The sequence below is a fragment of the Psychrobacter sp. ANT_H59 genome, assembly GCF_008369225.1.
Classification (GTDB): domain Bacteria; phylum Pseudomonadota; class Gammaproteobacteria; order Pseudomonadales; family Moraxellaceae; genus Psychrobacter; species Psychrobacter cryohalolentis.
Map to the genome: position 1 here is coordinate 75,788 of NZ_VOBE01000005.1, position 25,336 is coordinate 101,123.

Annotated in this window: 26 protein-coding genes; 18 read left to right on the forward strand and 8 right to left on the reverse strand. The window is 42.0% G+C overall.

Annotated features, from left to right (window positions below; translation table 11 throughout):
• Positions 1-53 precede the first annotated feature (53 nt).
• A complete protein-coding gene (locus tag FQ083_RS09815; RefSeq protein ID WP_149409718.1) occupies positions 54-1,178 on the forward strand; it encodes an FtsW/RodA/SpoVE family cell cycle protein in 1,125 nt (374 codons plus the stop codon).
• Between the two features lie 48 nt (positions 1,179-1,226).
• Here the strand turns inward: FQ083_RS09815 and gluQRS are convergent, their stop codons facing one another.
• From gluQRS to FQ083_RS09845, 6 genes are all read right to left on the reverse strand, one after another.
• Positions 1,227-2,216: a tRNA glutamyl-Q(34) synthetase GluQRS gene (gene gluQRS, locus FQ083_RS09820; protein ID WP_149409719.1), complete on the reverse strand. Its 990-nt coding sequence runs from the start codon at positions 2,214-2,216 to the stop codon at positions 1,227-1,229.
• 263 nt (positions 2,217-2,479) lie between these two features.
• Positions 2,480-2,920 (reverse strand): RNA polymerase-binding protein DksA, encoded by a 441-nt coding sequence (gene dksA / locus FQ083_RS09825; RefSeq protein WP_011514645.1) that lies wholly within the window; start codon positions 2,918-2,920, stop codon positions 2,480-2,482.
• A 523-nt stretch (positions 2,921-3,443) separates the two neighbouring features.
• Positions 3,444-4,283, reverse strand: a complete 840-nt coding sequence (locus FQ083_RS09830; RefSeq protein ID WP_149409720.1) for a metallophosphoesterase — start codon at positions 4,281-4,283, stop codon at positions 3,444-3,446.
• Positions 4,284-4,592: 309 nt separating this feature from the next.
• Entirely contained in the window at positions 4,593-5,426 is an 834-nt protein-coding gene (locus FQ083_RS09835) for a metal ABC transporter permease (protein WP_149409721.1), read from the reverse strand.
• 73 nt (positions 5,427-5,499) lie between these two features.
• Complete coding sequence (locus tag FQ083_RS09840) at positions 5,500-6,231, reverse strand: metal ABC transporter ATP-binding protein (RefSeq protein WP_227673050.1); 732 nt, start codon at positions 6,229-6,231, stop codon at positions 5,500-5,502.
• Between the two features lie 57 nt (positions 6,232-6,288).
• A complete protein-coding gene (locus FQ083_RS09845; protein WP_149409723.1) occupies positions 6,289-6,810 on the reverse strand; it encodes a Fur family transcriptional regulator in 522 nt (173 codons plus the stop codon).
• Between the two features lie 278 nt (positions 6,811-7,088).
• Between FQ083_RS09845 and FQ083_RS09850 the strand changes: the two genes are divergently transcribed.
• From FQ083_RS09850 to FQ083_RS12695, 13 genes are all read left to right on the forward strand, one after another.
• Positions 7,089-8,018: a metal ABC transporter solute-binding protein, Zn/Mn family gene (locus tag FQ083_RS09850; protein ID WP_149409724.1), complete on the forward strand. Its 930-nt coding sequence runs from the start codon at positions 7,089-7,091 to the stop codon at positions 8,016-8,018.
• A gap of 294 nt (positions 8,019-8,312) precedes the next feature.
• Positions 8,313-8,711, forward strand: a complete 399-nt coding sequence (locus tag FQ083_RS09855) for an ATP synthase subunit I (RefSeq protein ID WP_011514639.1) — start codon at positions 8,313-8,315, stop codon at positions 8,709-8,711.
• 682 nt (positions 8,712-9,393) lie between these two features.
• The gene (gene atpB, locus FQ083_RS09860) at positions 9,394-10,260 is read left to right on the forward strand and encodes a F0F1 ATP synthase subunit A (protein WP_011514638.1); all 867 of its coding nucleotides are present in this window, start codon (positions 9,394-9,396) and stop codon (positions 10,258-10,260) included.
• A gap of 33 nt (positions 10,261-10,293) precedes the next feature.
• Positions 10,294-10,542: a F0F1 ATP synthase subunit C gene (gene atpE / locus FQ083_RS09865; RefSeq protein ID WP_010197960.1), complete on the forward strand. Its 249-nt coding sequence runs from the start codon at positions 10,294-10,296 to the stop codon at positions 10,540-10,542.
• Between the two features lie 117 nt (positions 10,543-10,659).
• Positions 10,660-11,130, forward strand: coding sequence for a F0F1 ATP synthase subunit B (locus tag FQ083_RS09870; protein WP_011514637.1), 471 nt, complete (start codon positions 10,660-10,662; stop codon positions 11,128-11,130).
• 13 nt (positions 11,131-11,143) lie between these two features.
• Positions 11,144-11,767: a F0F1 ATP synthase subunit delta gene (locus FQ083_RS09875; RefSeq protein ID WP_020444434.1), complete on the forward strand. Its 624-nt coding sequence runs from the start codon at positions 11,144-11,146 to the stop codon at positions 11,765-11,767.
• Between the two features lie 91 nt (positions 11,768-11,858).
• Complete coding sequence (gene atpA / locus FQ083_RS09880; RefSeq protein ID WP_149409725.1) at positions 11,859-13,403, forward strand: F0F1 ATP synthase subunit alpha; 1,545 nt, start codon at positions 11,859-11,861, stop codon at positions 13,401-13,403.
• Between the two features lie 261 nt (positions 13,404-13,664).
• Positions 13,665-14,546: a F0F1 ATP synthase subunit gamma gene (atpG, locus tag FQ083_RS09885; RefSeq protein WP_011514634.1), complete on the forward strand. Its 882-nt coding sequence runs from the start codon at positions 13,665-13,667 to the stop codon at positions 14,544-14,546.
• A gap of 50 nt (positions 14,547-14,596) precedes the next feature.
• Positions 14,597-16,030, forward strand: a complete 1,434-nt coding sequence (gene atpD, locus FQ083_RS09890; protein WP_011514633.1) for a F0F1 ATP synthase subunit beta — start codon at positions 14,597-14,599, stop codon at positions 16,028-16,030.
• Positions 16,031-16,134: 104 nt separating this feature from the next.
• Positions 16,135-16,551, forward strand: coding sequence for a F0F1 ATP synthase subunit epsilon (locus tag FQ083_RS09895; RefSeq protein ID WP_133104949.1), 417 nt, complete (start codon positions 16,135-16,137; stop codon positions 16,549-16,551).
• Positions 16,552-17,081: 530 nt separating this feature from the next.
• Positions 17,082-17,798 (forward strand): response regulator, encoded by a 717-nt coding sequence (locus FQ083_RS09900; RefSeq protein WP_011514631.1) that lies wholly within the window; start codon positions 17,082-17,084, stop codon positions 17,796-17,798.
• Positions 17,799-18,050: 252 nt separating this feature from the next.
• The gene (locus FQ083_RS09905) at positions 18,051-19,736 is read left to right on the forward strand and encodes an ATP-binding protein (RefSeq protein WP_011514630.1); all 1,686 of its coding nucleotides are present in this window, start codon (positions 18,051-18,053) and stop codon (positions 19,734-19,736) included.
• A 177-nt stretch (positions 19,737-19,913) separates the two neighbouring features.
• A complete protein-coding gene (locus FQ083_RS12695; RefSeq protein ID WP_156772650.1) occupies positions 19,914-20,090 on the forward strand; it encodes a hypothetical protein in 177 nt (58 codons plus the stop codon).
• A gap of 177 nt (positions 20,091-20,267) precedes the next feature.
• Here the strand turns inward: FQ083_RS12695 and FQ083_RS09910 are convergent, their stop codons facing one another.
• Positions 20,268-21,737: an ATP-binding protein gene (locus FQ083_RS09910; protein ID WP_049751817.1), complete on the reverse strand. Its 1,470-nt coding sequence runs from the start codon at positions 21,735-21,737 to the stop codon at positions 20,268-20,270.
• Positions 21,738-22,033: 296 nt separating this feature from the next.
• Between FQ083_RS09910 and rpsP the strand changes: the two genes are divergently transcribed.
• From rpsP to rplS, 4 genes are all read left to right on the forward strand, one after another.
• Entirely contained in the window at positions 22,034-22,303 is a 270-nt protein-coding gene (gene rpsP / locus FQ083_RS09915) for a 30S ribosomal protein S16 (protein ID WP_011281274.1), read from the forward strand.
• A gap of 179 nt (positions 22,304-22,482) precedes the next feature.
• Entirely contained in the window at positions 22,483-23,016 is a 534-nt protein-coding gene (gene rimM, locus FQ083_RS09920; protein WP_149409726.1) for a ribosome maturation factor RimM, read from the forward strand.
• 87 nt (positions 23,017-23,103) lie between these two features.
• Entirely contained in the window at positions 23,104-23,868 is a 765-nt protein-coding gene (gene trmD, locus FQ083_RS09925; protein WP_011514627.1) for a tRNA (guanosine(37)-N1)-methyltransferase TrmD, read from the forward strand.
• A 181-nt stretch (positions 23,869-24,049) separates the two neighbouring features.
• Positions 24,050-24,478, forward strand: coding sequence for a 50S ribosomal protein L19 (gene rplS / locus FQ083_RS09930; protein ID WP_011514626.1), 429 nt, complete (start codon positions 24,050-24,052; stop codon positions 24,476-24,478).
• Positions 24,479-24,689: 211 nt separating this feature from the next.
• On the opposite strand, the gene FQ083_RS09935 is transcribed toward rplS, so the two are convergent.
• Positions 24,690-25,247, reverse strand: a complete 558-nt coding sequence (locus FQ083_RS09935) for a DUF4442 domain-containing protein (protein ID WP_149409727.1) — start codon at positions 25,245-25,247, stop codon at positions 24,690-24,692.
• Between the last annotated feature and the right edge of the window lie 89 nt (positions 25,248-25,336).

A 25,336-nucleotide genomic window follows, 5' to 3' on the forward strand; every position in this document is an offset into this window, starting at 1 on the left:
TTCGTTCTTCTTTTCAATCTCGACAACCTAACGGTTCAGATGGCGTTTTATCTATGCCATCTGCGCGTGCGATTTTATTATCTAGCGTTGGCTGTATGTTGGTTCTGAGCCTATTAATGGTGGCTTCGGCGTCTATTCCTTTTGCGCTCAGTCGCGGCATGACAGAGCTAAAGTTTTTCTACAATCAGCTTCTATACATGGGCATTGGACTGGCTATTGCAGCGGTTTCTTATCGGGTTGTATCCTTAAAGACCTTATATAAGACCGAAACTCAATTTATACTCTTAGCCATTACGGGAGCCTTGCTATTTGCAACCTTATTTAGCACACCCATTAATGGCTCGAAGCGCTGGTTAACCTTAGCAGGATTCAACTTCCAGGTAGCAGAGCTTGCAAAGCTTGTAATGATTATATTTGTCTCAGATTTTGTCGTACGGCGCTCATTCGAAGTTCGTAACGGTTGGGATGGCTTTTTAAGGATTGCTTTGGTGGTTGGGATGATAACTTTCCTATTATTAGCGCAGCCAGATTTTGGCTCCTTTGTGGTTATCATTGGTATGGTCTTTGCGATTTTTTATATCGCTGGTGCTCCTTACAAACAGTTTATCGCCTTGGGTGCGGTCGCTGTCGGCGGCGCAGTATTAATGGTTGCGACGGTACAGTACCGATTGGTACGAGTGATGTCTTTTCTAGACCCATTTGATGATGTGCAAGATACTGATTATCAGTTGGCACGCAGTTTAATTGCCTTTGGTCGTGGACAGTTTACCGGCGTTGGTTATGGTGAAAGTGTGCAAAAACTGTCGCATTTGCCAGAAGCGCATACCGATTTTTTATTAGCCATTACGGGTGAAGAATTGGGTTTCGTTGGGGTGACTATGATTCTAATACTTGAAGCGCTGATTATCGGTAGTGCCATGCATATCAGTTATACCGCTCTAAAGCGTCGGCAGATGCGCATGAGCTATACTGCTTTTGGGATTGCAGTGGTATTTATTGCACAGACTATTATCAATGCTGCAATGAATATGGGTGCAATTCCGACTAAAGGTTTGACAATGCCTTTCTTTAGTTATGGTGGCTCATCAATGTTGATTAGCCTAGTGATGGTGGCAGTGCTACTAAAGATTTATAAAGAAAGTCCTGAGATTGAAAAAAGCCAATGTCGCTATTACTAATTGGTGTTTTTGATTTAGAGAAGCGTCGCTTATAGCGGCGTTTTTTTGTTAAATAGTGGGCATATTTAAAGACTGCCTACCTTGTAATGGCGTGCTATCCCATTGAGTAATCGCTTGATTTAACATACGCTCTGGCGAGTCATGCTCGACTGGTAACTGCCCTAATAGCTTTAACGCATACGCAAGTAATTTACTTGGATGACGGGTATCGATAGGCTGCGCAAGATTTTGCTTGGAAAGTTTTTGACCATCTGAATTGCATATCAAGGGCAGATGATACCAATGACTGATCGTCGGTAAGCGTGCTGCTTGCATGATACTGATTTGAGCAGTCGTCATCGGTAAGATGTCCAAACCACGCATGATATGAGTGACTTGCTGTAGTCCGTCATCAAGACTTGCCGCCAAAATATAATTAATCATGCCATCTTGACGTCGAGCCACCATGTCCCCTAAAGTTTGCTGCGGATTATCCCACTGTATGCCCTGGATACCATCATTAAATCCAATACAGTAATCTGGCAGCTGTATACGCAGTTTATGTTGTGTAGGACTTAAATCCTCCTCAATACAAAAACGTGGATAGCGTTGTCTATTAGGCTGTAGATCGCTATCTACTTGTCTATTATCGTTAATAGACAAGTCAGTGGATAATTTTACATCATTAAGCGCTATTTGTTGTTCTTGCTGTGTCCAATAATGCTCTAAACGCTTACGTGAGCACTGACAGCCATAAGTCAGAGGACTTAATACTGAAGAGACATAATCATTATAAATATCAATGCGCTCAGACTGAAAAATAACATCGTCATCCCAGTTGAGCCCAAGCGCCTCTAAATCTATCAAAATTTGCTCGGTAAACTGTCTGTCACAACGTTCGGTGTCCGTATCTTCGATACGTAATAACCATTTGCCACCGAGTGATTTGATATGACAAAAGCTTGCAAGCGCGGTCGTTAACGAACCTAGATGCAGCTCACCTGTGGGTGAAGGCGCAAAACGGCCGATAGGCTGCGTCAATTCAATATTGGTTGGCATAGTTTTTTCTGACTTAGACGGGGTAGAGGTTTTCAACATAGACAGTTATTGTAAAATGACTGGAGAGATAAATAGAATAAACAATCCCATTATAAAAAGATATTTAACAAATACGCTTATTTTGTTGGTGACTCGTCAACCTGCGTAAAGCCTATTTATAAAACGCAACGAGCGACCAATCAATGGTCGCTCGTCGTTATTGTCATGCTTAATCAAAATGGCTTCAGTTCACTATATCTTGTATTTAGCAAACCTAAGCGCTTTTAGGTATGACCTTGGTTTTGGCGTTCTTTAATCTCAGACAATGTTTTGCAATCAATACACTGAGTTGCTGTTGGACGTGCTTCAAGACGACGCAAACCAATCTCTACGCCACAGGTTTCACAAAAACCATAATCATCATTTTCAATTTCTGAGATAGACTTGTCAATTTTGCGAATAAGCTTACGTTCGCGGTCACGCGTACGCAAAGTCAGCGCAAACTCTTCTTCTTGAGTGGCGCGATCATTGATGTCTGGCATGGCGCTCGACTCATCTTGAATATAAGTCTTAGTGCGATCCGCTTCACCGATAAGCTGATGCTTCCAGTCTAATAACATTGCCTTAAAATGTGCCAACTGCTCATCAGACATATACTCTTCGTCTTTGGCAGGTGCATAAGGCGTAAACTTAACATCACTTGGATTCGTGGTCAGGGTGCTCATATGGGTATCCTACTTTTTCAAATTAATTCAATAAAACGTGCTGTCAAAAGACCAGACGTTATCAATTTACCAAACGCTATAAATTTTCCCTTTATAAAACGTTTTACCACTTAGTAACACAGCTGATCTGATTAAAATGTTTGTCTCAATATGCTGATAATGACGTATCAATGGTCAAGTATATTGTCATAAATATTTATATTTAAATGGTTATGCCTAAATAAAATAATAAGTCACTGACTGTGAACACTTAAATTGTGGTCGATGTAGCCATCCTAGCTATTATAATATTGCCTAATGATATATTAAACTGTTGTGATTTTTATCACTATTTATCGTTTGTAATGCTGTCTTCAAAATATAGCTCTCAAGACAAAAATGCGATTAGTTATATTTATATCAACCTATACTGTGCCAGCCATTCTATAACGAATCAAGCAAAATCAGCGAGCAATATAGCCGACAGCCTCAAAGCACCATTATAGCCAGACAAGTAATCAATTCTAGTCAATAAAACTGGTCGTCAAGTATCTAGTCTTTCAACCCAGCTTGCAACCTTTCCATTGTTGGCTAATTGCAACCAACGATACCCTGGGCGCATATTTTTATCGTAGGCAAAATTGTCTTCAAACGGCTTAAATTGATAGCAGGTAGAAGGAGTGCTATATACAGTGACACCTTGATGATGGCGTGTTTGCTCTTGATGGGTATGTCCATTGATAATAACGCTAAGATTTTCAAAGGGGGTTATATGCTGCCAGAACTCCTCTGCATTCTCTGCCATATGGCTATCAATCCATTCGGAATCTACGGGCAATACATGATGATGGAGCGCGATGAGAGCGGGCTTAGCACAAAATGCTAGCTGCTCACGTACCCAATCAATGTCGGTTGATGTAATCTCGCCTTCTACTTTGCCAGTAATCGATGAGTCTAGTAAAAGCAGCTGCCAATGCTCAGATTCAATCAAATGACGGCTAAGCAGACGTGGGTCAGAAGCCCTCGCAATCAGCGTCCGTTGGTAAAAAGGTAAATCCTCACCCATCTCATCAGTCACGTCATGATTGCCAGCAATACAGGCAAAGGGAATACCCGTCTCCTTCAATACTGTAAAAATATGGTCATAAATAGCAGGCTCTACTTTATTGACCAAATCGCCTGTTACAATAATTAAATCACACCGTATCTCTTTGCTCAATGCTTGCTTGATAATTGCCTCAAAACTATATTGGCAAACAGCGACTTCACTACTGGTTTCATCAGCAGAAGCCGGCACGTGTGATGATAGATGCAAATCAGTGATTTGCAATACATTCACCTGTCCGTCTGGCGTGCTGACGGCACTCACAGGATAGCTTGGCATTAAATTTTGTCCCTTATCGAAGACTAACAATGAACACTTTTAGGATATTCAGATAATTAAATGCACCATGGCAGCTCACCTGATTTCTCAATGTCGTTTTTATAGAGCGCATTTTAGACTGCTGATAAGAAGGGTGTTCCCTCTTGCGTAAAGCGCTATTAACTATCATATTGATAGCATTCGTGAAATTTTACAACATTAAACGTATGAAAGCTTTAGCAATTTTAATGAAATAAAGTTGTGCAAGGGAAAGAGATATTTGAGAGCATTACCTATGGCTATAGTGTGTTATGGCAAATGGCCTACCTTCTAACGGCGTGGCGACCAAAACTTTGCCAATATAGATTTTGATGTGGTCAGTTTTGAGATGATTAAAGCGGTAAAGAACAAACTGGCTAAGACCAAGACGATAGAGAGTCCAGTTTGGATATCAAGCCAAATACTACCCCATACACCGAGTGTCACACCAAGTTGTGCTGTAAATAGGGCGAGAATCACCATCTGTTTTGGTGACGCTGACCACAGGCGAGCAGTAAGAGCTGGTAATACCAATAAGCCGCTGATCAATAAGCTGCCAACAGCTTGCAAAGCGATGGCACAGAACCCTGCTAATACGCCCATAAAAAACAGACGTTGGCGAGTAGGGTTAACGCCTTGTATACGTGCCAAAGCTTCATGGGTTGCCAATTTAATTTGGGCAGGCCATATATAAATGAGTAATGCCAAACCGACCAATACGCTGCCAGCAATTAAGGGCAAGTCTGCCCAATCAAGCTCAAGCAAGTTACCAAACAAGAACCCTAAGACGTTTGCTTGCTGATCGGTTAGTTGGGTTAAAGTTAATAATCCCAGACACAGTAAGGATACGGCAACCACTGCTAGTACAGCATCGGCTGGTAAGCGTTCATCATCCATAAATACCAGTCCCAATACCACCAGCACGCTGACCAATGCAATACCGATACCCATTGGCATCTGCCACCATACCGCCAGTGCCACACCTAGTAATGTCCCATGTGCTAATGCATCAGCGAAAAAAGCCATACGTCGCCACAACACCAAGCATCCTAAAGGTGCTGAAAGCAATGCTAAAATACTACCGGCAATCCAAGCAGGCGCAATAATGGCTAACCAAGCACTCATAATACATATCCGTAAATTTTTATAAAAAAGGTGTCAGGCATTTTTGATTTAAGTCATTTGATTTTTATTATATCTAGCTTGGTGCGTGATGCTCGCAGGCATGCGGCTGATGGACATACGGTTGCTCGTAATGATGACCGAATAGCTTTTGAAACTCACTGCTGATGGCAAGCTCACTCGGTTGACCTTCACAGCAAATATGCTTATTCAAGCAAATCACTCGTCGACTGCCTTTCATGACCCAGTGCAAATCATGCGAGACTACTAACATAGCACAGCGTAAAAATTCCGGTAATTCATCAATAAATTGATACAACCAAACCTCCGTTTCAGGATCAAGACCTTGCATCGGCTCATCTAAAATCAATAAGTTGGGCTTATCTAATAACGCCCTTGCCAATAATACCCGTTGAGTTTCACCGCCAGAGAGGTGCAGCATCTGCCGCGAGAGTAAATGGGTCAATGATAATTTATCAAATATAAACTGCCGCTGCTCTGCCGTAAGGCGTTTTTTACGGGCTTGCGCTAAAAGGTCGCTGACACGTAATGGCAGTATTGGTGGCACAGAAAATCGCTGCGGCACATAGCCTATCTGTAAAGGCTCAGAAGGCGTGACCTGTCCAGATGTTGGTACAATCAGTCCCAAAATAAGCTTAACCAGCGTCGACTTGCCCGCACCATTGGGACCAATAACGCTTACCGTCTCATTGACTGCAATGTCAATATTAATATTAGACAGTAAACGTTGTTGACCAATATAGTAGCTGACATTGCTTAAGTTCAGCAGCTTACTTGTATTATTCATCAGATGACCGCGCATATGGATAGGGAATAGGTTTAAATATAACAGTAATCTAAATTTTTACTGACAGGCTTGGCAACGACCGCTCAGCTCAATCACACTACGAGCAACGGTAAAGCCGATATCTTCTTCAGCAAAGCTCATCATCTCTTGCACAGGTAAGCTGCTACACTCTTGTACGCGTTGACACTGCTCACAAATTAAAAAGGCTGCCGTATGATGAGCGCGTGGATGACAGCAAGGTACATAAGCATTGATAGAGGTCAGTTGATGAATCAAACCTTCGCTCAATAAAAACTCTAAACTGCGATATACAGTTGGCGGTGCGACATTTTTTGTGCCTTCAAGCTCACTGTCATTATCTAAGAGTCGCATTTGCTGTAACTGAGTGATTAAATCATAAGCGCCCACTGGTTTATTGGCTTGCAATACCAGCGTATATATCTGCTGCCGTAAGGGGGTAAAACGCACACCTCGCATACGAGACTGCTCTTTTGCTGTTTCTAAACGCTCGGTCACATCCTGCGGCGTAAAATCTTGCACGTCATGAACATGCTCACAGTTCGGTGAAGTGGTCGGCATAGCATAAACTCCCAACAAATGCAGCAAGCAGTCGTTTCTAATTAAATTCCGCACAGTATAACGGTAAATGATCAGATCAATACGTAGATTTGTCAAACCTTACCATTACTTTTAATCAACATCACTTTTGTATGATGGGCTGCGGTTAGCAAAAACAGAATAGCTAAAATACAAAATAAGAGTGGGATTTCATTATGTTATAGTATAACATAATAGTTATTAAAAATATTATCTATTAAAAATATCTCAGTTTAATGACTTAATAGGATCAATAACGCATGATTGCCAATGCTCATAAAGCCACGCCGATTGTAGATAACAGCTTAAACGTTCAAGAAAAGAACCTTTTGCATAAAGTGCAGCAATTAACACAGCAGTACTTCTTAATAGCTAGCTTGTTGATGTTAGGGTTTTTGGTAATACCAGCTCAAGCGGCAACGGTGAGTGTGAGTAATTATCCATTATTTTTGTTAAGCCAGGCAGTTACTGAAGGCGCACCCCCTGCCAAGCAACTATTACAAGCAGGAGAGGTAGGGCATCATGGTAGTATCAGCCCCGGCGATATCAAGGCGATAAAGGACAGTACCTTTGTGGTTTGGTTTGGTGAGCCCTTAGAAAATAACTTGGCAGCAAATTTAAACGACGCGCCTAACTCTATCGCTTTATTTAAGTTTGATGCTTTTAATCGCCATCCTTTGCGTGATATCAAAGGCAAGCCTATCGCTGGCACGCTTGATCCACATATTTGGTTGGATCCTAACAACGCCAAAGCCATTACCCGTGCGCTTGCCGTCATACATAGCCATGCCAATCCGCAATATAAAAAACTTTATCATGCCAATGCACAAAAATTTGCCCAACGTATGGATGCAGCAGTGACAAACAGTAGTGCTAAACAAAAACCTTTGCCGTATTGGGCTTATCATGATGCTTATCAATATATGGAAAACAGCATCAACCTACAGCTCATCGGCAGCTTAAGTACTGACGATCATTTAGCACCAAAAGCCAGTCAATTACGCTGGCTTAACGAGCAGCGCCCCGCTAAGAAAATGTGTCTGGTCAGTCCAAGTGCGCCTGCCAAAGGTTTACTTGCCAAGTTACAGCCCGTTCAAGAAACCGTTCAGGCAGAAGATATGAGTAATAGTAAAGACTTTGTCAGTGGGTGGCAAACGATGGCACAGCAAATTCGCCAATGTATATCATAATGGACTTATTAGAATAAGTGATTGAAACTGTTAATTAAGAATCCCTAAAGACTGTGATATAGTGCCGGTCAAAGACTAGTTATGTACGCTTAAATATCTGAATTCTGGATGATTGAGCTAGGTGACTGATAAAAGGTATATTTTACTTGCTTAAAAGGGGCTCGCTCCCTATAATAAGTGGCGTTTAATTTTGGTTAAAAGGTAACATCTGTAGAGTGAGCCATTCACGGATAATAGTGTCGCGATGATGTTAGATAGCGATATAATCCAAATGTTTAAGGCTATAGAAATACCATGACCAAGCCTGCCAAACGCACACAAAAAGATAAAATTGGTATTTATATCAAACGTCAAGCATGGATACTGTTTATCCTTATTATTATTGCTTGGCTTGTAGATACGATGTGGCTGCACAGTGCGCTAACCGTTGCAAAAAGCACCGCTATTGGTGCCTTGCTAAGTTTTGCCACGCAAGCGGTCTTTGCCTTTTTTATCTTTTGGTATACCGGTTATCGCGCGCGCTTACATATTGTTAGCCAGCTTTATCGGGGTCAGATGGCCAAATGGCTATTGACTGTGTTTGGTTTCGCACTAATTTTTATTACCGTACAACCCCTATCTGCGCCAGCGCTGTTTATCGGTTTTATGGTAATGCAAATTAGTCACAGTTGGATGTTGTGGCATATACGCTAGTGTTAATAAATGATAACTATATACATAGTTACAGTATTCATTGCGCTTAGCAAGTCACCCTGCCGTCCAGCTTCTCTATGACTGATTTTAGAAAGTCGAAGCATAATAATTGTCTTAGGACAGTACCAACTATCGTGATATGAACGTTTGATATAAGGTAGCGTGCAGTAATGTGCGGGTAGGGGAGCGCGAAATGAGCGTTTACTACTATTTATACTTAAATTCTTACAATTTAATTATAGATGCGAAGCAACGGTGTTAAACGCCACTAGCAGCTAACTTATTCATACAGCGGATAAAAAAGTCACAATTGACTTTACACGAATACAACCCTGCATTAATATATGCAGCTAAATATTTTACTTAACAGCGCTGTATTAAGCGTCAACTGTCAAAACACAGTGATAATAAGTAAACATATACATAAGAATTTTGCGTACACATGTAAAGGGCTATTACTGAACTATCATAAGCCCTTTTTTGATAGCTAAAATTTATCTTACGCTATCAAATCAGCATGAGTCATAGAACTATGGGTTGGATGTTATTGGTTACATGAGCGTGTTAGCATGAGTCATTTGCTTGCTTTGTTGTAAGGCAGATAAACATACTAAAATCTCATCAGATGACAACCATATTTTTGGTAGTTGATTAAATCGTTGATTAATAAGAAGCTGACATTATGGCAGGCGAGCAAACAACAACAGAATATATCTCTCACCACTTAACGAACTGGACGTACGGCTATCTGCCGGGCGAAGGTTGGAAAGTTGCCTATAATGCTGAAGAAGCTAGTGCAATGGGCTTTAAAGCTATCCACCTTGATTCTATGCTTTGGTCAATTGGTCTAGGCATTGTTTTCTGCGCCATCTTTTGGATGGTCGCTAGGAAAGTCACTTCAGGCGTGCCGGGTAAAACTCAGGCTGCGGTTGAGATGATCGTTGAGTTCGTTGATAACAACGTTCGTGATTCGTATAGTGGTACCTCAAAGCTGATTGCGCCTTTGGCGTTGACTATCTTTGTATGGATATTCTTAATGAACTTGATGGATTTACTACCCGTCGACTTTATCCCTATGATTGCTGGCCAAATCGGCGCACTGATGGGACATGATCCACATCATGTGTACTTTAAGATTGTTCCAACCACGGATCCTAATATCACGCTTGGCATGTCTTTTTCTGTCTTTATACTGATTCTGTTTTATAGTATCAAAGAAAAAGGTTTGGGCGGCTTTGTAGGCGAGCTAACACTGCATCCGTTTAGTGCCAAAAACCCTATCGTACAAATTATTTTAATACCCATCAACTTTATCTTAGAGTTTGTTACTTTGATAGCGAAACCTATCTCTTTAGGTTTACGACTATTCGGTAACATGTATGCTGGTGAGTTGATTTTCATACTGATTGCCTTAATGCCGTTTTGGATTCAATGGGCGTTATCAGTACCGTGGGCTATTTTCCACATCTTAATTATTACACTTCAAGCGTTCGTATTTATGATGCTGACGATAGTTTATATGTCACTTGCATCATCAACTGAACATTAATTAGACATTCAATAGGTAAATGAGGATACATCCATGGATCCAGTATTAGGTGGTTACACAGTTATCGCAGTAGCACTACTTATCGGTTTAGGTGCACTAGGTACAGGTATTGGTTTTGCTATTCTAGGTGGTAAATTCCTAGAAGGCGTTGCGCGTCAGCCAGAACTTGGTTCACAGTTGCAAACTCGTATGTTCATCGTAGCAGGTCTTCTTGATGCTATTCCGATGATCGGTGTTGGTATTGCTATGCTATTGTTGTTCGCTAACCCTCTAGCAGGTTAATCAGAAAGCTCAGTTGTAAATGTTTGGTAGTCAAAGTTTGTATCTTAACCATAGCCAAAGTTTGGCTATCAAATATGATCAATGAAACTGATTTTTCATTAACAAAGAGGTGATCACGTGAATATCAATTCTACCCTCATCGGTCAAGCCATTGCTTTTGCAATCTTTGTGATGTTCTGCATGAAATTCGTGTGGCCACCACTTATCGGCGCAATTAATGACCGTCAGCGTAAAATTGCTGAAGGCTTAAATGCCGCAGAAAAAGCAAAAGCAGATTTGGCGACCGCGGAGCGAGATGTACAGCAGGAGCTTGATCTTGCAAAGACTAAAGCTGCTGCTCTGATCGAGCAAGCAAATAAAAGCGCCAATCAACTTGTTGAAGATGCAAAATCGCAAGCCCAAGTGGAAGGCGAGCGCATTCGTCAACAAGCGCAAGCCTCTATCGACCAAGAAATCAATCAAGCACGTGAATCATTACGTGCCCAAGTTGCTGAATTGGCGGTACTTGGTGCAGAAAAGATTTTGCAAGACAAAGTCGATGTGCAAAAACATGCCAGCATGTTAGACCAACTGGCGGCGAAGCTGTAATTGTGAGGATATAATGGCTGACTTATCAACCTTAGCACGACCGTACGCTAAAGCCGCGTTTGACTATGCCAATGAAAACGGGGCAGTAAATGAGTGGGAAGACTTCTTATTTGTTGCCGCCACCGTTGTCAATGACAAGTCGTTCAGTACTTGGCTAGACAATCCAGCTGTTTCTGCTGAGCATAAGTCAGCTGCTTTGGTCGATCTTTATGATACGCAAGTAGCTAGCGCTAATGATTCTGCTTTTAAGCAGTTATTAGATGCAAATAAAGGGGTTCGCCCTGACAGCAACGCCAGCTATCCAAAAGTATCAGTAGCATTTAGTAACTTCGTTAAACAGTTATCAGAACAAGAGCGTCTGGCGCTGCTTCCTGAAGTTTATGAGCATTATCGCCGTCACAAGGCAGTAAGCTTAAAGCAGCTTGACGCTTATGTGACCTCTGCTTATCCATTAACCGATGATCAGCGTGATATGCTACAAGCACGTCTTGCTGCTTCGCTAAATGCTAGCGTAGTGATTCATGAATCGGTGGATGCCAGTCTTTTGGCAGGCGTTACGATCAAAGTCGGTGACAAAGTCATCGATGATTCGATGCGCGGCAAGTTACAACAGTTAAAAACACAGCTAACGGCCTAATGCCAATCATTAACGTAGCTTAATTAAGCATGCGTGATATAAGAGCATTTACGTCAGTGGCGGGTTATCATAAATTAAAGGAAACAAGGCAATGCAACAATTGAATCCAGCGGAAATCAGTAACCTGATTAAGCAGCGCATTCAAGACCTTGATGCGGGTGCAACTGCAAAGAATGAAGGCACGATTGTCAAAGTATCTGACGGTATCGTGCAGATTCATGGTCTTGAAGATGCCATGTACGGCGAAATGATTGAGTTTGAAGGTGAAGTCTACGGAATGGCGCTCAACTTAGAGCGTGATTCTGTTGGCGCAGTAGTACTGGGTGACTTCCTAAAACTACAAGAAGGTCAAAAAGCCTATTGTACTGGTCGTATCCTTGAAGTTCCGGTAGGTCCTGAGTTGCTAGGCCGTGTTGTTGATGCTTTAGGTAACCCTATTGATGGCAAAGGTCCTATTAATGCCAAAATGACTGACAAAGTTGAGAAGATCGCTCCAGGCGTTATCGATCGTCAGTCAGTTGATCAGCCAGTAATGACAGGTTATAAGTCTGTTGATACCATGATTCCAATCGGTCGTGGTCAGCGTGAGCTTATCATTGGTGATCGTCAGACGGGTAAAACCGCGATGGCTATCGATGCGATCATTGCACAGAAATCATCTGGTATTAAATGTGTCTATGTTGCAATCGGTCAGAAACGTTCTACCATTGCCAACGTCGTACGTAAGCTTGAGCAAACTGGCGCCCTTGAATATACTACTGTTGTAGTAGCGTCAGCATCAGAGCCAGCAGCACTGCAATATATCGCACCGTACTCAGGTTGTACGATGGGTGAATACTTCCGTGACCGCGGCGAAGATGCACTGATTGTATTTGATGATTTATCAAAACAAGCAGTCGCGTATCGTCAAATCTCACTACTATTACGTCGTCCGCCAGGTCGTGAAGCGTATCCTGGTGATGTATTCTATTTACACTCACGTTTACTTGAGCGTGCATCACGCGTAAACGCGGCGTATGTAGAAAAATTCACCAATGGTGAAGTGGTCGGTAAAACAGGTTCTTTAACTGCTCTACCTATCATTGAAACCCAAGCAGGTGACGTATCTGCATTTGTACCGACTAACGTGATTTCAATCACTGATGGTCAGATTTTCTTAGAGTCAAGCCTATTCAACTCAGGTATCCGTCCGGCTGTGAACGCTGGTATTTCGGTATCACGTGTTGGTGGTGCGGCTCAGACTAAGATTATTAAGAAACTGTCTGGTGGTATCCGTACCGCACTGGCTCAGTATCGTGAACTTGCAGCATTCGCTCAGTTTGCATCAGATCTTGATGATGTGACTCGTGAACAGCTTGACCACGGTGAGCGTGTGACTGAATTGATGAAGCAAAAACAGTATCAGCCAATGTCAATCTCTGAGCAAGCCGCTGTTATCTATGCGTCAAACGAAGGTTTCTTAGCAGACGTACCAGTTGAAAAAATCGGTTCTTTTGAAGAAACTTACTTACGCTACATGCATGATGAGCAAGCTGACTTAATGAAAGAGATTGATGACACTGCGAATTATAACGATGATATCGCAGGTCGTTTAAAGTCTTCTTTAGAGACTTTTAAACAAAATCACAGTTATTAATTTAACGGGTTAAGCCAGTTTTGTTGTGGCTTTAGTGTTAGAGCTTATGGAGTGGCGCGTTGTCTGATAAGCTTTTTATTAAGACAGCAGCGCCACTTTAGTCACAACTCATGGTATATGGTTGCGTCATGCCACAAGATATTAAAACATTTAAACAATGATGCAATGCTAAATTGTACATTGTTAATGAGAATACCGTTTTATATTGAAATATTGTTGCATGCGCCAATGCTTTTTTAACCCTCTTATATTGGAATCATTATGGCAAACTTAAAAGAAATACGTGCCAAAGTCACCAGTATTCAAAGCACCCAGAAAATTACTCGCGCTATGCAAATGGTAGCCGCCAGTAAAATGCGCCGTGCCCAAGAGCGCATGGAAGTGGGTCGCCCGTATGCTGATAGTATGCGCCGGGTTATTTCGCATTTGGTGCATGCCTCATCCGATTATAAACATCCGTATATGGTAAGCCGTCCAGTCAATAGAGTTGGCTATATTGTCATCACATCTGACCGTGGTCTAGCGGGTGGTTTGAATATTAACTTATTCAAAGCCTTATCTAAGAATATTCAGAAATACCAAGAGCAGTCTGTACAAGCTGAATTTGCTGTCATTGGCGCTAAAGGTGTCAGCTTCTTTAAAAGCTTTGGTGGTAAAGTCACCTCAGCCGTAACTGATTATGGTGATAAACCTACTTTTGAGCAGATAAATGCGCCAGTTCAAGCAATGCTTGACGATTATACTAACGGTAAAATAGACCGCATTTATGTGGTTTATAATAAGTTTGTCAATGCAATGACCCAAAAGCCAACGGTCAATCAGTTGGTGCCTTTACCAGAGAGTGCGTTTGGTGAAGAAGAGAGCGGCATTCAGACAGAACTTAGTTGGGATTATATCTACGAGCCTGATATCAAAACATTGATTGATGAATTGCTTGGACGTTACATTGAGTCTATCGTCTATCAAGCGGTGATGGAAAACATTGCCTCTGAGCAGTCCTCACGTATGGTTGCGATGAAAGCGGCGACAGATAATGCTGGCGACCTAATTAACGATTTACAGTTGGTTTATAACAAGCTGCGTCAAGCGGCGATTACCCGAGAAATATCGGAAATCGTTGGCGGTGCTGCTGCTGTTTCATAATTGAAACCCTTTATAAAACCCAATATATACAGAATTTCCAGGAGAACGCAATGAGTAGCGGTCGTATTGTACAGATTATTGGCGCGGTTCTTGACGTTGAGTTCAACCGTAATGAAGTACCTAAGATTTTTGATGCTTTGCTAGTTGATGGCACCGAAACTACTTTAGAAGTACAGCAACAGCTGGGTGATGGCATCGTACGTACGATTGCTATGGGTTCTACTGAAGGACTCAAGCGTAACCTTCCAGTTACCAATACTGGTGGCCCAATTTCTGTGCCAGTTGGTATCGGTACGCTAGGTCGCATCATGGATGTTCTTGGTCGTCCTATCGATGAAGAAGGTCCAGTACAAGCAGATGAGCGCTGGTCAATTCACCGTGAAGCGCCAAGCTATGCAGAACAATCAAACAGTACTGAGCTGTTAGAGACTGGTATTAAAGTAATCGATTTACTTTGCCCGTTTGCTAAAGGTGGTAAAGTTGGTCTGTTTGGTGGTGCTGGTGTTGGTAAAACCGTCAACATGATGGAATTGATCAACAACATCGCTCTAAAACATGAAGGTTTGTCAGTATTTGCGGGTGTTGGTGAGCGTACACGTGAAGGTAATGACTTCTATCACGAAATGCAAGAAGCTGGCGTTGTAAACACTGAAGACTTTAGCAAATCTAAAGTTGCGATGGTATACGGTCAGATGAATGAGCCACCGGGTAACCGTTTACGTGTTGCACTGTCTGGTTTGACCATGGCTGAATACTTCCGTGATACCAAAGATCCTGCTACTGGCAAAGGTCGTGACGTATTGTTGTTTGTTGATAACATCTACCGTTATACACTAGCCGGTACTGAAGTATCAGCACTACTAGGTCGTATGCCATCAGCGGTTGGTTATCAGCCAACACTAGCTGAAGAGATGGGTATGCTGCAAGAGCGTATTACGTCAACGCAATCAGGTTCTATTACTTCTGTACAAGCAGTATATGTACCTGCGGATGACTTGACGGATCCATCACCAGCAACGACGTTTGCTCACTTGGATGCGACAGTGGTACTAAGCCGTGATATCGCCTCGCAAGGTATCTATCCTGCAGTTGATCCACTAGATTCAACGTCACGTCAGCTTGATCCATTGGTTATTGGTGAAGAGCATTACAACGTTGCTCGTGGTGTTCAAGAAGTTCTACAGCGCTATAAAGAACTAAAAGACATCATCGCGATTTTGGGTATGGATGAGTTATCAGAAGAAGATAAACTGGTTGTTTATCGCGCTCGTAAAATTCAGCGCTTCTTATCACAGCCATTCCATGTCGCTGAAGTCTTCACTGGCGCACCTGGTAAATATGTACCATTACGCGATACCATTGCTAGCTTCAAAGCAATCATCGCAGGTGAATATGACAGCTTACCAGAGCAAGCCTTCTATATGGCTGGCGGTATCGACGAAGTCGTTGCTAAAGCTGAAAAAATGAAGTCTTCTGCTGCGTAAGTGGTATTAGTATTCGCTAAAAAGTAGGTGTAATATAAACTTTATATCTACTCTTTAGTAACGTGTTGCGTTTTTGATCGCGCTTTGATAGTAAGGAATTAAGTATGGCAACGTTACAATGTCGCGTCGTAAGTGCTCGTGAAGAGTTGTATTCAGGCGAAATTAGCATGTTAATAGCTAGTGGTACCGAAGGCGAGATTGGTATATTGCCAGGTCACACTCCGCTTATTACTTTGCTAAAGCCAGGTGCAATGCGCGTACAAACGCTAAATGGCGAAGAAGAAGTGATTTACGTCTCAGGTGGCGTACTAGAAGTACAGCCAAAAATGGTCACCGTACTTGCTGATACTGCTATGCGTGCACATAACCTTGACGAAAGTAAAATCGTTGAAGCACGTAAGAAAGCGGAGCAAATGCTGGTCAATCAGTCTGATACCGTACAAACTAATGCTGCCTTGGCGTCATTGGCGGAATCTGTTGCTCAGCTACAGACCATCCGTAAGTACAAAAACCGTGCTTAATATTTTTTGCTTATAAGGGTAAATATTTATTCTTGTAAGCAATAATAAAAAAACAGTCCTTTATGGGCTGTTTTTTTATGGCTGTTGGTTTTATTGGATAGTGATGGTTTTTAGCTTTTAGCCAAAAAGCTACTAGCAACAACGGCAATATATGGTTATATTAAGGGTTGGAAAATAGTTTGCTAACTTATAGAGTTGAGCTGTTTTATGCGCTTTACTTAGTGATCAGGCTTATGATTGAAAGCTTTAGACATAGCGAAACGGTTATCAGCAAATAAAGTTATTTGACGCTTTTTGAATATGATAAACGGTATGATTTTTGCACGTAAAATAAAGTTTTAATGGTCGTAGTTTATAGGTTTTGTTAACGACTATAAGCTATAGTATAAGAAGCTGCAGGATTAATAGTATACTGTGCTGCCAAGTTTGTAACAGCTATATAAACAGCAGTTGCACTATTTTGTAGTGCTATTCATTTTACTGCTCTTATTTTGACTACTTTTAAATGAGATGTATTAGAGGATATAACAATGACAACGAATGATGATGACAACACCCCCCGAATTTTGATTGTTGAGGACGATGAGCGTCTGGCCATGTTGACCCAAGATTATTTGGTCAAAAACGGTCTAGAAGTGGCGATTGAAACGGATGGTAATCGCGCCATTCGTCGTATTGTCAGTGAGCAGCCAGATTTGGTTGTACTTGATGTCATGCTTCCAGGTAGCGATGGCTTGACAGTCTGTCGTGAAGTACGTCCACATTACCAAAACCCTATCTTAATGCTGACGGCTCGTACTGAAGATATGGATCAAGTATTGGGTCTTGAGATGGGCGCCGACGATTATGTTGCTAAGCCTGCTCAGCCACGTGTTTTATTAGCACGTATTCGTGCGTTATTGCGCCGTTCAGAAAACGCCCCGTCAGAAGATGTGCCACAGCGTCTAGAGTTTGGTGAATTGGTTATCGATAATGGTGGTCGTTCAGTGAATCTAGGTGATGAGTTAGTAGATTTCACCAGTGCAGAATATGATCTACTATGGTTGCTTGCTTCTAATGCTGGACGTATCTTGTCACGTGAAGATATCTTTGAGCGTCTACGTGGTATTGAGTATGATGGTCAAGATCGCTCTATTGACGTCCGTATCTCACGCATTCGTCCAAAAATCGGTGATGATCCAGAAAACCCAAAACGTATCAAAACCGTACGTAGTAAAGGCTATCTGTTCGTAAAAGAAGGCAACTAATCGCCGACTTTTGCTATAAGTCTTGATTGTTCCTCGTTATGCAATAAGAAACCAGCGTAAAGCTGGTTTTTTAGGGTTTAAATATTAAGTTTTTAACCTTAATTGCTGCGTTATGTGGTTTAATTAAGCAATAATTTTATGTACCAGTTTAATTATCATTAAATATATATCACAGCAAATATTATCCTATAGTGGTTATAATAGGTATTATTCTATTGATAACGCTTATTCATCAGGTTGGTCACGGCACGTATGTCATTAGTCTCTTCTCTTAAACACAGTATTTTTGTTCGTATTTATGCAGGGCTATTGATAGTCTGCTTGTGTGTGGCACTATTTGCCCAGCTATTGATGGATACCATCAATAAAGAGCGCGTCCAATCTTATCGTGAAAATATGGCGACAGGGGCGTTTCATATCGTGAGTGAGGGGTTGGCTCACCAAGAAAACGAGGCGCAACGTGATTATTGGTTGTCTGATGCCAGTAGTTTGTTTGGCTCAGAATTTAAGATTGTGTCTATCGATGAGGTGGATTTTAATGCCAGCGAGCTGCGTCGTTTTGAGAAAGAAAACACGGTCGTACGCTATATCAGTCAACTGACCACTGCCGATGTCTATTATCGCCTACCAGACAATCAAGGTGTTTTGACTGCGCGTATCTCACAAGTGACTGAACAGCAAGTCAGAGCTATCGCCGTATTTTTGCTAGATGATTTGTCCTATTATATTACTTTGTCTGATAAACGTGCACGTTTGGCACAGTTAGAAGAAAAGTTTTCATTTCCTTTAGCATTTAAAGCAGTAGCGGCGCTCAATTTGGATCCTGATCAGATGGCGCGCTTGCGCCGTGATGAGGTGGTTATCTTATTGCAAGATACCAATACCAGTAAAAGTAACTCATCTATCAAAGTCATTGTGCCGTCTGAAATTAGTGATATGGCAATTTTGATCGGTCCAGTACCTTTATTTAATTGGTTCCCACTAAACTTGATCGTCAGTATGATTTTGATCAGTATGTTTTTAATTAGTTTGGGTGTGTATGCACTGATTTTCCCGCTTGAGCGCAAGTTACAACTGATACAGGTCGGGGTGAATGAGGTCAGTAAAGGTAATCTTGAAAGTCAAGTACAGGTGATTGGTCAAGATGAAATCGCCCGTTTAGCTGCAACCTTTAATGCCATGACTTCTCATATTAAGCGTTTGATTGAGTCGCAGCGAGAGCTAACGCGAGCGGTGTCACATGAGCTACGTACGCCCGTTGCACGTATTCGCTTTGCTGTTGATATGCTGGCAGATACTGATGATGAAGATTCGCGTTTTATGCAGCGTGACTTTATTGATGAAGATATCGAAGCGCTTAATGGCTTGATTGATGAAATTCTCACCTATGCGAAACTTGAAGAAGGCTCGCCCAAACTAGATTTGGAACCAGTCAATCTTCGAGAGCTGCTTGAGCAGATTGAGCGTGAAACCAATGCCTTGGGTAAACCGATTAAAATTGTCACCAAACTGCCAAATGCTAAAGTAGAGGCGATAGCAGATAGACGCTACTTACATCGAGTGATTCAAAATTTGGCTGGTAATGCTCTGCGTTATGCGGAGACTACGATTATCATTAGTGCTGGGGTCAAAAAGGGCAATGCCTTTGTCAGCGTTGAAGATGATGGTCACGGTATTCCAGAAGCAGATCGCGAAAAGGTCTTTATTCCATTCTCCCGCTTAGACGATAGTCGGACCCGTGCCTCAGGTGGCTACGGTCTGGGCTTGTCTATCGTATCACGCATTGCTTTTTGGTTTAATGGTGGTATGAAGGTTGATGAGAGCCGAGATCTTGGTGGCGCGCGGTTTGTGATGACATGGCCTATCAAGCCACTGACACAAATTCTAGCAGCCGATGAATTAACCCAAGATAAGAGTGAGCGTGAGTTTGATGCATAAGCATCGTTAATATACTTTTGAAATAAAACAGTGCTGTTAAGATGACTTTTATAAAGGTATCAAAATGTCTATCGAAATACTATTTCACTTGTAGCTATGTTATTTCTAACTGATCATAAATGACGCTAACAAGTTATTTATTGCTGTTATTTAGTCTTTAATGGAGGAGGGCAACGGATGCCGTATTTATTTGGGGGTTTGGTGGTATTAAATGCTGTCACACTAGGATATTATTTATTCTTACAGCAGCCAAGTACTACTCAGACGCTAAAGGTAGCGCAGGATGAGATTACCCAGCCTTTAGCGTTTACTAACAGTGCTGAGTATATTCCACCAGTTATTGGCAACAAGTAATAAGTTTTATAACCGTTGAAGTTTTTATATCTAAAGAAAAATAACAAAAAAAGCAACGATAGCCAGTCGTTGCTTTTTTAGTATGATTGATTGGCACTATTATGATCAGTTCAATATAAAAGTGATTAAGCGAGAAAAATTCGTCCCAGTCTCGCCCCATAAAATAAGGTATCTATTTTATTTAGTATCAACTGTCTCAATAAATGGCTTTGTAGCGGGATTGATATCCAAAGGCTGCTCTCCGGCAACTTCTGAAATGAGAGGGATGCGAATACAGACTTGTAGACCACCATCTGGATGATTAATAGCCTCAACTGTTCCATGATGCAAGCGCGCGATACGGTCAACAATCGCCAAGCCGAGTCCACTACCCTGAGTGGTACGCGCTGATTCGCCACGCTCAAACGGCTGCATGACACGCTCGAGTTGGTCTTCTGCCACCCCATCGCCGCAGTCTCGCACACATATAATCAACTGCTCTTTTGCTTCTTTATTGACTGTATTTTCGGTCACGACATCGCTGTATTCTATCACCTCTTTTTCTACAAAGGTTGGCATGACAACAGCAGACAGATAAATAGGCGGTTCACCATAACGCTTGGCATTATTCACCAGATTGATAATCAGGCGCTTAATCGACATAGGACGTACGGGCACAAGCTTGCTGCATTCTGACTGATAAATAAACTCTAGTGGCGCAAATTGCACCATAATCTCATTAAATATGGTATCTAAATTGGTAAGGCGTACAGGCTCATCGGAGCCATCTTTCATAAACGAGATAAATTGCTCTAAAATAGCATCCATATCTTCGATATCGTAAATCAACCCTTCACGAAAAAAATCATCGGGCAGCATTTCAGCAGTTAAGCGCATACGAGTCAGCGGGGTACGCAAATCGTGTGAGATGCCAGCTAACATAATCGTACGCTCTTTTTGCGCCTGGTTAAGAGTAGTAAACAGGCGGTTAAAAGCCATATTTACTTGGCGAATCTCGGTAGGACCATGACGGGTCGGTAGCGTTGTTGCATGACCCAACTGAATATAGTTGGTAGCAGCACGTTGAAGATAACGTAGAGGACGATTTAATTGACGGGCTAATAAAATAATCGTCAACAGTGTCAAAATGGGTAGTCCAAACAAAAACAAGATCAATAAAGTAGGGCTGTACTGCGAATAATAGACCACAGGTTCGCGTATCCAAAAACTGCTATCACGACTGTCTTGTACCCAAAGCTGAGGTGTTGGTTTAAATTTAAAATATACTTCAACTGGTCGCCCCAATTGTGCGCTGATTTCTCGCTGTAACACATCCGTAAAAACACTGACAAAAGCTTTGTCCGCAACCTCTGGAAAGTCACTTGGATTATCTACCACTACTACATGTGAGTGCTGATAAATCCACTGACGGACTTCAGGGTTGTCCCGCCAGTCTCGATTGGCGCTGTTCATCAGCCGAAGCTCGCTGGTCAAATAGCGCGCATGGCTTTTGAGCTCTGGTAAATATAGACTGCGCCAAAAAAACAAAATTGATACCCCGACGCTAATGAGAACAATAAAAGCCACCATTAGAGTGGTTAGCAGACTATTAGAGTAAGAGCGGGGTAACCAGCTTTTATGAGGCAATGGTGGGTTTGGCGTGGTCATAGGAATCCAAATTATAATGAGGCAGTGACAGATGCTATTGCTAGGATAGCATAACCCATTAATAACGCTGCCAGCTTTCATCGACAACGCTGGCAATATCATCCGCTTAAGATAAAGGCATATGATAGAGGAGTATCCATCATATTAGCAGCGTGAATGATGAATCTTATTTACAGTCATAACGATTTAAGCTATTGTTAATAAATAATTAAATAAGCACAGTTTATGTTTTCAATAAAATAAGACTGTGGTATAATTATGCCCTTTTTGGTATACCTGCGAAAGAGAGAATTCACATGGTTGTTATTCGTTTAGCACGGGGCGGTGCCAAGAAACGCCCATTTTATCAAGTAGTTGTTGCTGATCAACGCCGCGCGCGTGACGGTCGCTATATTGAAAACATCGGCTTTTTTAACCCACTCGCTAAAGATTCTGAAGAAGCAGTGCGCTTGAACATGGAAGCGTATAATGCGTGGGTCGCAAAAGGTGCACAACCTTCTGATCGCGTTGCTTCATTAGCAAAAGCTTATAATAAGTCTGCTGCTCAAACTGAAGCTACTGCTTAAGTTTTGGCTGCAATAGACTGATAGTGCATTTATGCATCCATCAGTTGGCTTAAGAATACCTAGCGTAACTGGTCTAACCAGGGTACGCCATTAACTGTTTATCGCTTTTGACGACGTTTATCGTTTTTAATGGCTTTTTATTTATCATCGCTGTTTTTATCATTGTTAGGTTAGCCGTTATGTCGTCTGCTCCAAACGCTAGTGCCCTTATGAAAATTGGTCAGCTCAAAAAGCCTTATGGCATCAAAGGTTGGCTTTGGGTCTTTAGTGAAACAGACGATCGTACGGCGATATTTGACATCAAGCCTTGGTGGATGAAAACCGCTACCGGTATGAAACCTTTGACAGTAAAGGCTTGGCGTGAGCAAGGCACAGGAATTGTGGCTCAGTTTGAGCAGATTGCTGATCGCAATGTTGCTGAGACCATGAATGGGGTAACTCTTTGGGTCGAGCAAGACATCTTGCCAGAACCTGCTGAGGATGAATACTATTGGTCGGATTTGGTCAGCCTGCGCGTGATGAACGAGCAGGATGAATATCTAGGCGATATTACTGAGATGTTTGAGACTGGCGCCCACGCTATTATGCGGGTTGCGGCAACGACAGACAGCTTGGATAAAGAAGAGCGCCTAATTCCATGGCACAAGCAAACTGTAGTGAAAGTCGATCTGACTGAAAAGACAGTGCTAGTGGCATGGCCGAGTGATTATTGATAATAATTTTAACTTTGCGGTTAAGCTTTATCAGTAATAACACCGATTTATTTAGCCAATATTAGCCACTGCGCAAGTAGACATCTGATGTATTTTGCCGTTATTAGTATTTTTCCTGAAATGTTTGCCACGATTCGTGAGTTTGGAATCACAGGTCGGGCAGTCACTCAGAAGCAAGTAACGATTGAATGCATCAACCCGCGTGATTTTACCAGTGACAATTATCGCCGTATTGATGAACGTCCGTATGGTGGCGGTCCTGGCATGGTGATGATGGCTGAGCCATTATCCCAAGCGATTGAGGATGCGCGCCTACGAGCAAGTCAGCATGGCTGCCGTGTCGACAAAGCGCATTGTCCGGTGATTTATATGTCACCACAAGGGCAGACGCTGAGTGAGAGTAGTGTGGTCGATATGACCGAGTATGACGGCATGATTATATTATGCGGTCGTTACGAAGGCATTGATGAGCGCTTACTGTCGCAGTATGTTGATATGGAAATATCACTTGGTGATTATGTGCTTACTGGTGGTGAGCTACCGGCAATGGTGCTAATGGATAGTGTGATACGTCGTTTGCCTGATATTATGGGTGATGATAAGTCAGCTGAGCAAGACTCGTTCGTCGATGGCTTGCTTGATTGTCCACATTATACTAAGCCGCATGAGTTTGCGGGTATGGCAGTGCCTGAAGTGTTACTTTCAGGTCACCATGCCAATATCGCGAAGTGGCGCTTTAGTCAGCAAGTCGAACGTACGCAAGCGCGTCGTCCAGACTTATGGCAAGCGTTTACGCCAACGGTAGAACAAGCAAAGTGGCTAAAGGCATTAGCAAAAGCTGATAAAAAATAGCGGTTAAAAAGATAAACAGTTAAGTAATAAAATTTTGAGCAACAACAAAACGAGTCATAGCATAATGGCCGTTTGTCATAACCCACTTACGTTGTGTCTTATTAAAAAGAGATATAATTAATTATTACAAACAGGTGATATGCGTCAAGCCTCTATTATCTAATGTGAGGAGATAACTCTCATGAGCAACAAGCATCCATTGGTTCAGGTCATCGAAAATGCTCAATTGATTGAGCGCCCAAGCTTTGCACCCGGCGATACCGTTGTGGTTCAAGTAAAAGTACGTGAAGGTGAGCGTGAGCGTTTACAGGCTTTTGAAGGCGTTGTAATTGCTAAGCGTAACCGCGGTTTAAACTCAGCGTTTACTGTACGTAAAATCTCAAGTGGCGTTGGTGTTGAGCGTGCATTCCAATTGCATTCACCAATTATCGATAGCATCGAAGTGAAACGCCGTGGCGCTGTTCGCCGTGCGAAACTATACTACTTACGTGAACGCTCTGGTAAATCAGCACGTATCCGCGAGAAGCTTGCTCCGCGTGCGCCTAAAGTTGTTAAGGCAAAAACTGATGCTCGCGTTCCTGATGCAGTTGAAACTGCACCTGGTATTTAAGCAAAAGTTTGCCATCTTTAGTGAGCTGTATGGTATACAGTTGACTAGAGTAAGGCGATAGTAGATACAAACCCTTATTCATAGGTTTATCATATAAATAAGCGGGTCATACCAAAAAAGACAAAACCCCAATCTGTGCGAATGCCAGATTGGGGTTTTTGTTTCTGTCGCTTTAAATCACAAAATTAAATTAGAGCTTTAAACGTTGCCTTTAATCATCGAGATTTTCAATACGGCTGTTTTGGTCTTTAGATTTGCTGTACTTACGCAAGCGTATGTATAGCGTCTTGGTGACGATAGCGATGGTCTTTTGCTGATCGTCCACGATATCTACTTGGTATTCACGAAAGACGGGTTCACCCTCTTTTGCCAGCTCTTGAATGGCTTTAATCTCACTGCTAGGGATTTTCATGCGAGCAGTAACTTTGCTATTGCCCGGCGCGATAAATTCAATATGTGAGCTTTTATCCCAAACGACGTAACTGCTACCCAGTTGATGCATGAGCATGAGCATATAAAATGGATCAACCATTGAATATAAGCTGCCGCCAAACTGTGTCCCTACAATGTTCTTATTTAAACTATTTAGTCCCATATTGACCACACATAAACCTTGGTCAAGGTTTATATGCTCAATCTTGATGCCGGCACCGATATAAGGTGCATAAGTGTTGATACGTAGCTTGAGCAGATAAGGCGTGAGCAATGGCATAATATTTTTTTTAGCGTTACGTTTTAGCGTCTCAAGATTTTTGGGTAGTAAACTCATAAACTTATCCTAGGGTACTTCTTGATTTTTAGACTGCTATTATTCAATCGTTATGGGTAAAAAGGTATTTATCATAGTGAAAAACTTAT

What these genes read in the sequence shown, in the direction of transcription:
- FQ083_RS09910 (WP_049751817.1), bottom strand. Translation starts at nt 21,737, where the DNA reads ATGACCACGCCAAACCCACCATTGCCTCATAAAAGCTGGTTACCCCGC.
- gluQRS (WP_149409719.1), bottom strand. Translation starts at nt 2,216, where the DNA reads ATGCCAACCAATATTGAATTGACGCAGCCTATCGGCCGTTTTGCGCCT.
- rplS (WP_011514626.1), top strand. Translation starts at nt 24,050, where the DNA reads ATGAGCAACAAGCATCCATTGGTTCAGGTCATCGAAAATGCTCAATTG.
- atpD (WP_011514633.1), top strand. Translation starts at nt 14,597, where the DNA reads ATGAGTAGCGGTCGTATTGTACAGATTATTGGCGCGGTTCTTGACGTT.
- FQ083_RS12695 (WP_156772650.1), top strand. Translation starts at nt 19,914, where the DNA reads ATGCCGTATTTATTTGGGGGTTTGGTGGTATTAAATGCTGTCACACTA.
- FQ083_RS09815 (WP_149409718.1), top strand. Translation starts at nt 54, where the DNA reads ATGCCATCTGCGCGTGCGATTTTATTATCTAGCGTTGGCTGTATGTTG.
- FQ083_RS09855 (WP_011514639.1), top strand. Translation starts at nt 8,313, where the DNA reads ATGACCAAGCCTGCCAAACGCACACAAAAAGATAAAATTGGTATTTAT.
- FQ083_RS09830 (WP_149409720.1), bottom strand. Translation starts at nt 4,283, where the DNA reads ATGCCAAGCTATCCTGTGAGTGCCGTCAGCACGCCAGACGGACAGGTG.
- rpsP (WP_011281274.1), top strand. Translation starts at nt 22,034, where the DNA reads ATGGTTGTTATTCGTTTAGCACGGGGCGGTGCCAAGAAACGCCCATTT.
- FQ083_RS09840 (WP_227673050.1), bottom strand. Translation starts at nt 6,231, where the DNA reads ATGAATAATACAAGTAAGCTGCTGAACTTAAGCAATGTCAGCTACTAT.
- FQ083_RS09900 (WP_011514631.1), top strand. Translation starts at nt 17,082, where the DNA reads ATGACAACGAATGATGATGACAACACCCCCCGAATTTTGATTGTTGAG.
- atpA (WP_149409725.1), top strand. Translation starts at nt 11,859, where the DNA reads ATGCAACAATTGAATCCAGCGGAAATCAGTAACCTGATTAAGCAGCGC.
- atpE (WP_010197960.1), top strand. Translation starts at nt 10,294, where the DNA reads ATGGATCCAGTATTAGGTGGTTACACAGTTATCGCAGTAGCACTACTT.
- FQ083_RS09895 (WP_133104949.1), top strand. Translation starts at nt 16,135, where the DNA reads ATGGCAACGTTACAATGTCGCGTCGTAAGTGCTCGTGAAGAGTTGTAT.
- FQ083_RS09835 (WP_149409721.1), bottom strand. Translation starts at nt 5,426, where the DNA reads ATGAGTGCTTGGTTAGCCATTATTGCGCCTGCTTGGATTGCCGGTAGT.
- atpB (WP_011514638.1), top strand. Translation starts at nt 9,394, where the DNA reads ATGGCAGGCGAGCAAACAACAACAGAATATATCTCTCACCACTTAACG.
- dksA (WP_011514645.1), bottom strand. Translation starts at nt 2,920, where the DNA reads ATGAGCACCCTGACCACGAATCCAAGTGATGTTAAGTTTACGCCTTAT.
- FQ083_RS09845 (WP_149409723.1), bottom strand. Translation starts at nt 6,810, where the DNA reads ATGCCGACCACTTCACCGAACTGTGAGCATGTTCATGACGTGCAAGAT.
- FQ083_RS09935 (WP_149409727.1), bottom strand. Translation starts at nt 25,247, where the DNA reads ATGAGTTTACTACCCAAAAATCTTGAGACGCTAAAACGTAACGCTAAA.
- atpG (WP_011514634.1), top strand. Translation starts at nt 13,665, where the DNA reads ATGGCAAACTTAAAAGAAATACGTGCCAAAGTCACCAGTATTCAAAGC.
- FQ083_RS09850 (WP_149409724.1), top strand. Translation starts at nt 7,089, where the DNA reads ATGATTGCCAATGCTCATAAAGCCACGCCGATTGTAGATAACAGCTTA.
- FQ083_RS09875 (WP_020444434.1), top strand. Translation starts at nt 11,144, where the DNA reads ATGGCTGACTTATCAACCTTAGCACGACCGTACGCTAAAGCCGCGTTT.
- trmD (WP_011514627.1), top strand. Translation starts at nt 23,104, where the DNA reads ATGTATTTTGCCGTTATTAGTATTTTTCCTGAAATGTTTGCCACGATT.
- rimM (WP_149409726.1), top strand. Translation starts at nt 22,483, where the DNA reads ATGTCGTCTGCTCCAAACGCTAGTGCCCTTATGAAAATTGGTCAGCTC.
- FQ083_RS09905 (WP_011514630.1), top strand. Translation starts at nt 18,051, where the DNA reads ATGTCATTAGTCTCTTCTCTTAAACACAGTATTTTTGTTCGTATTTAT.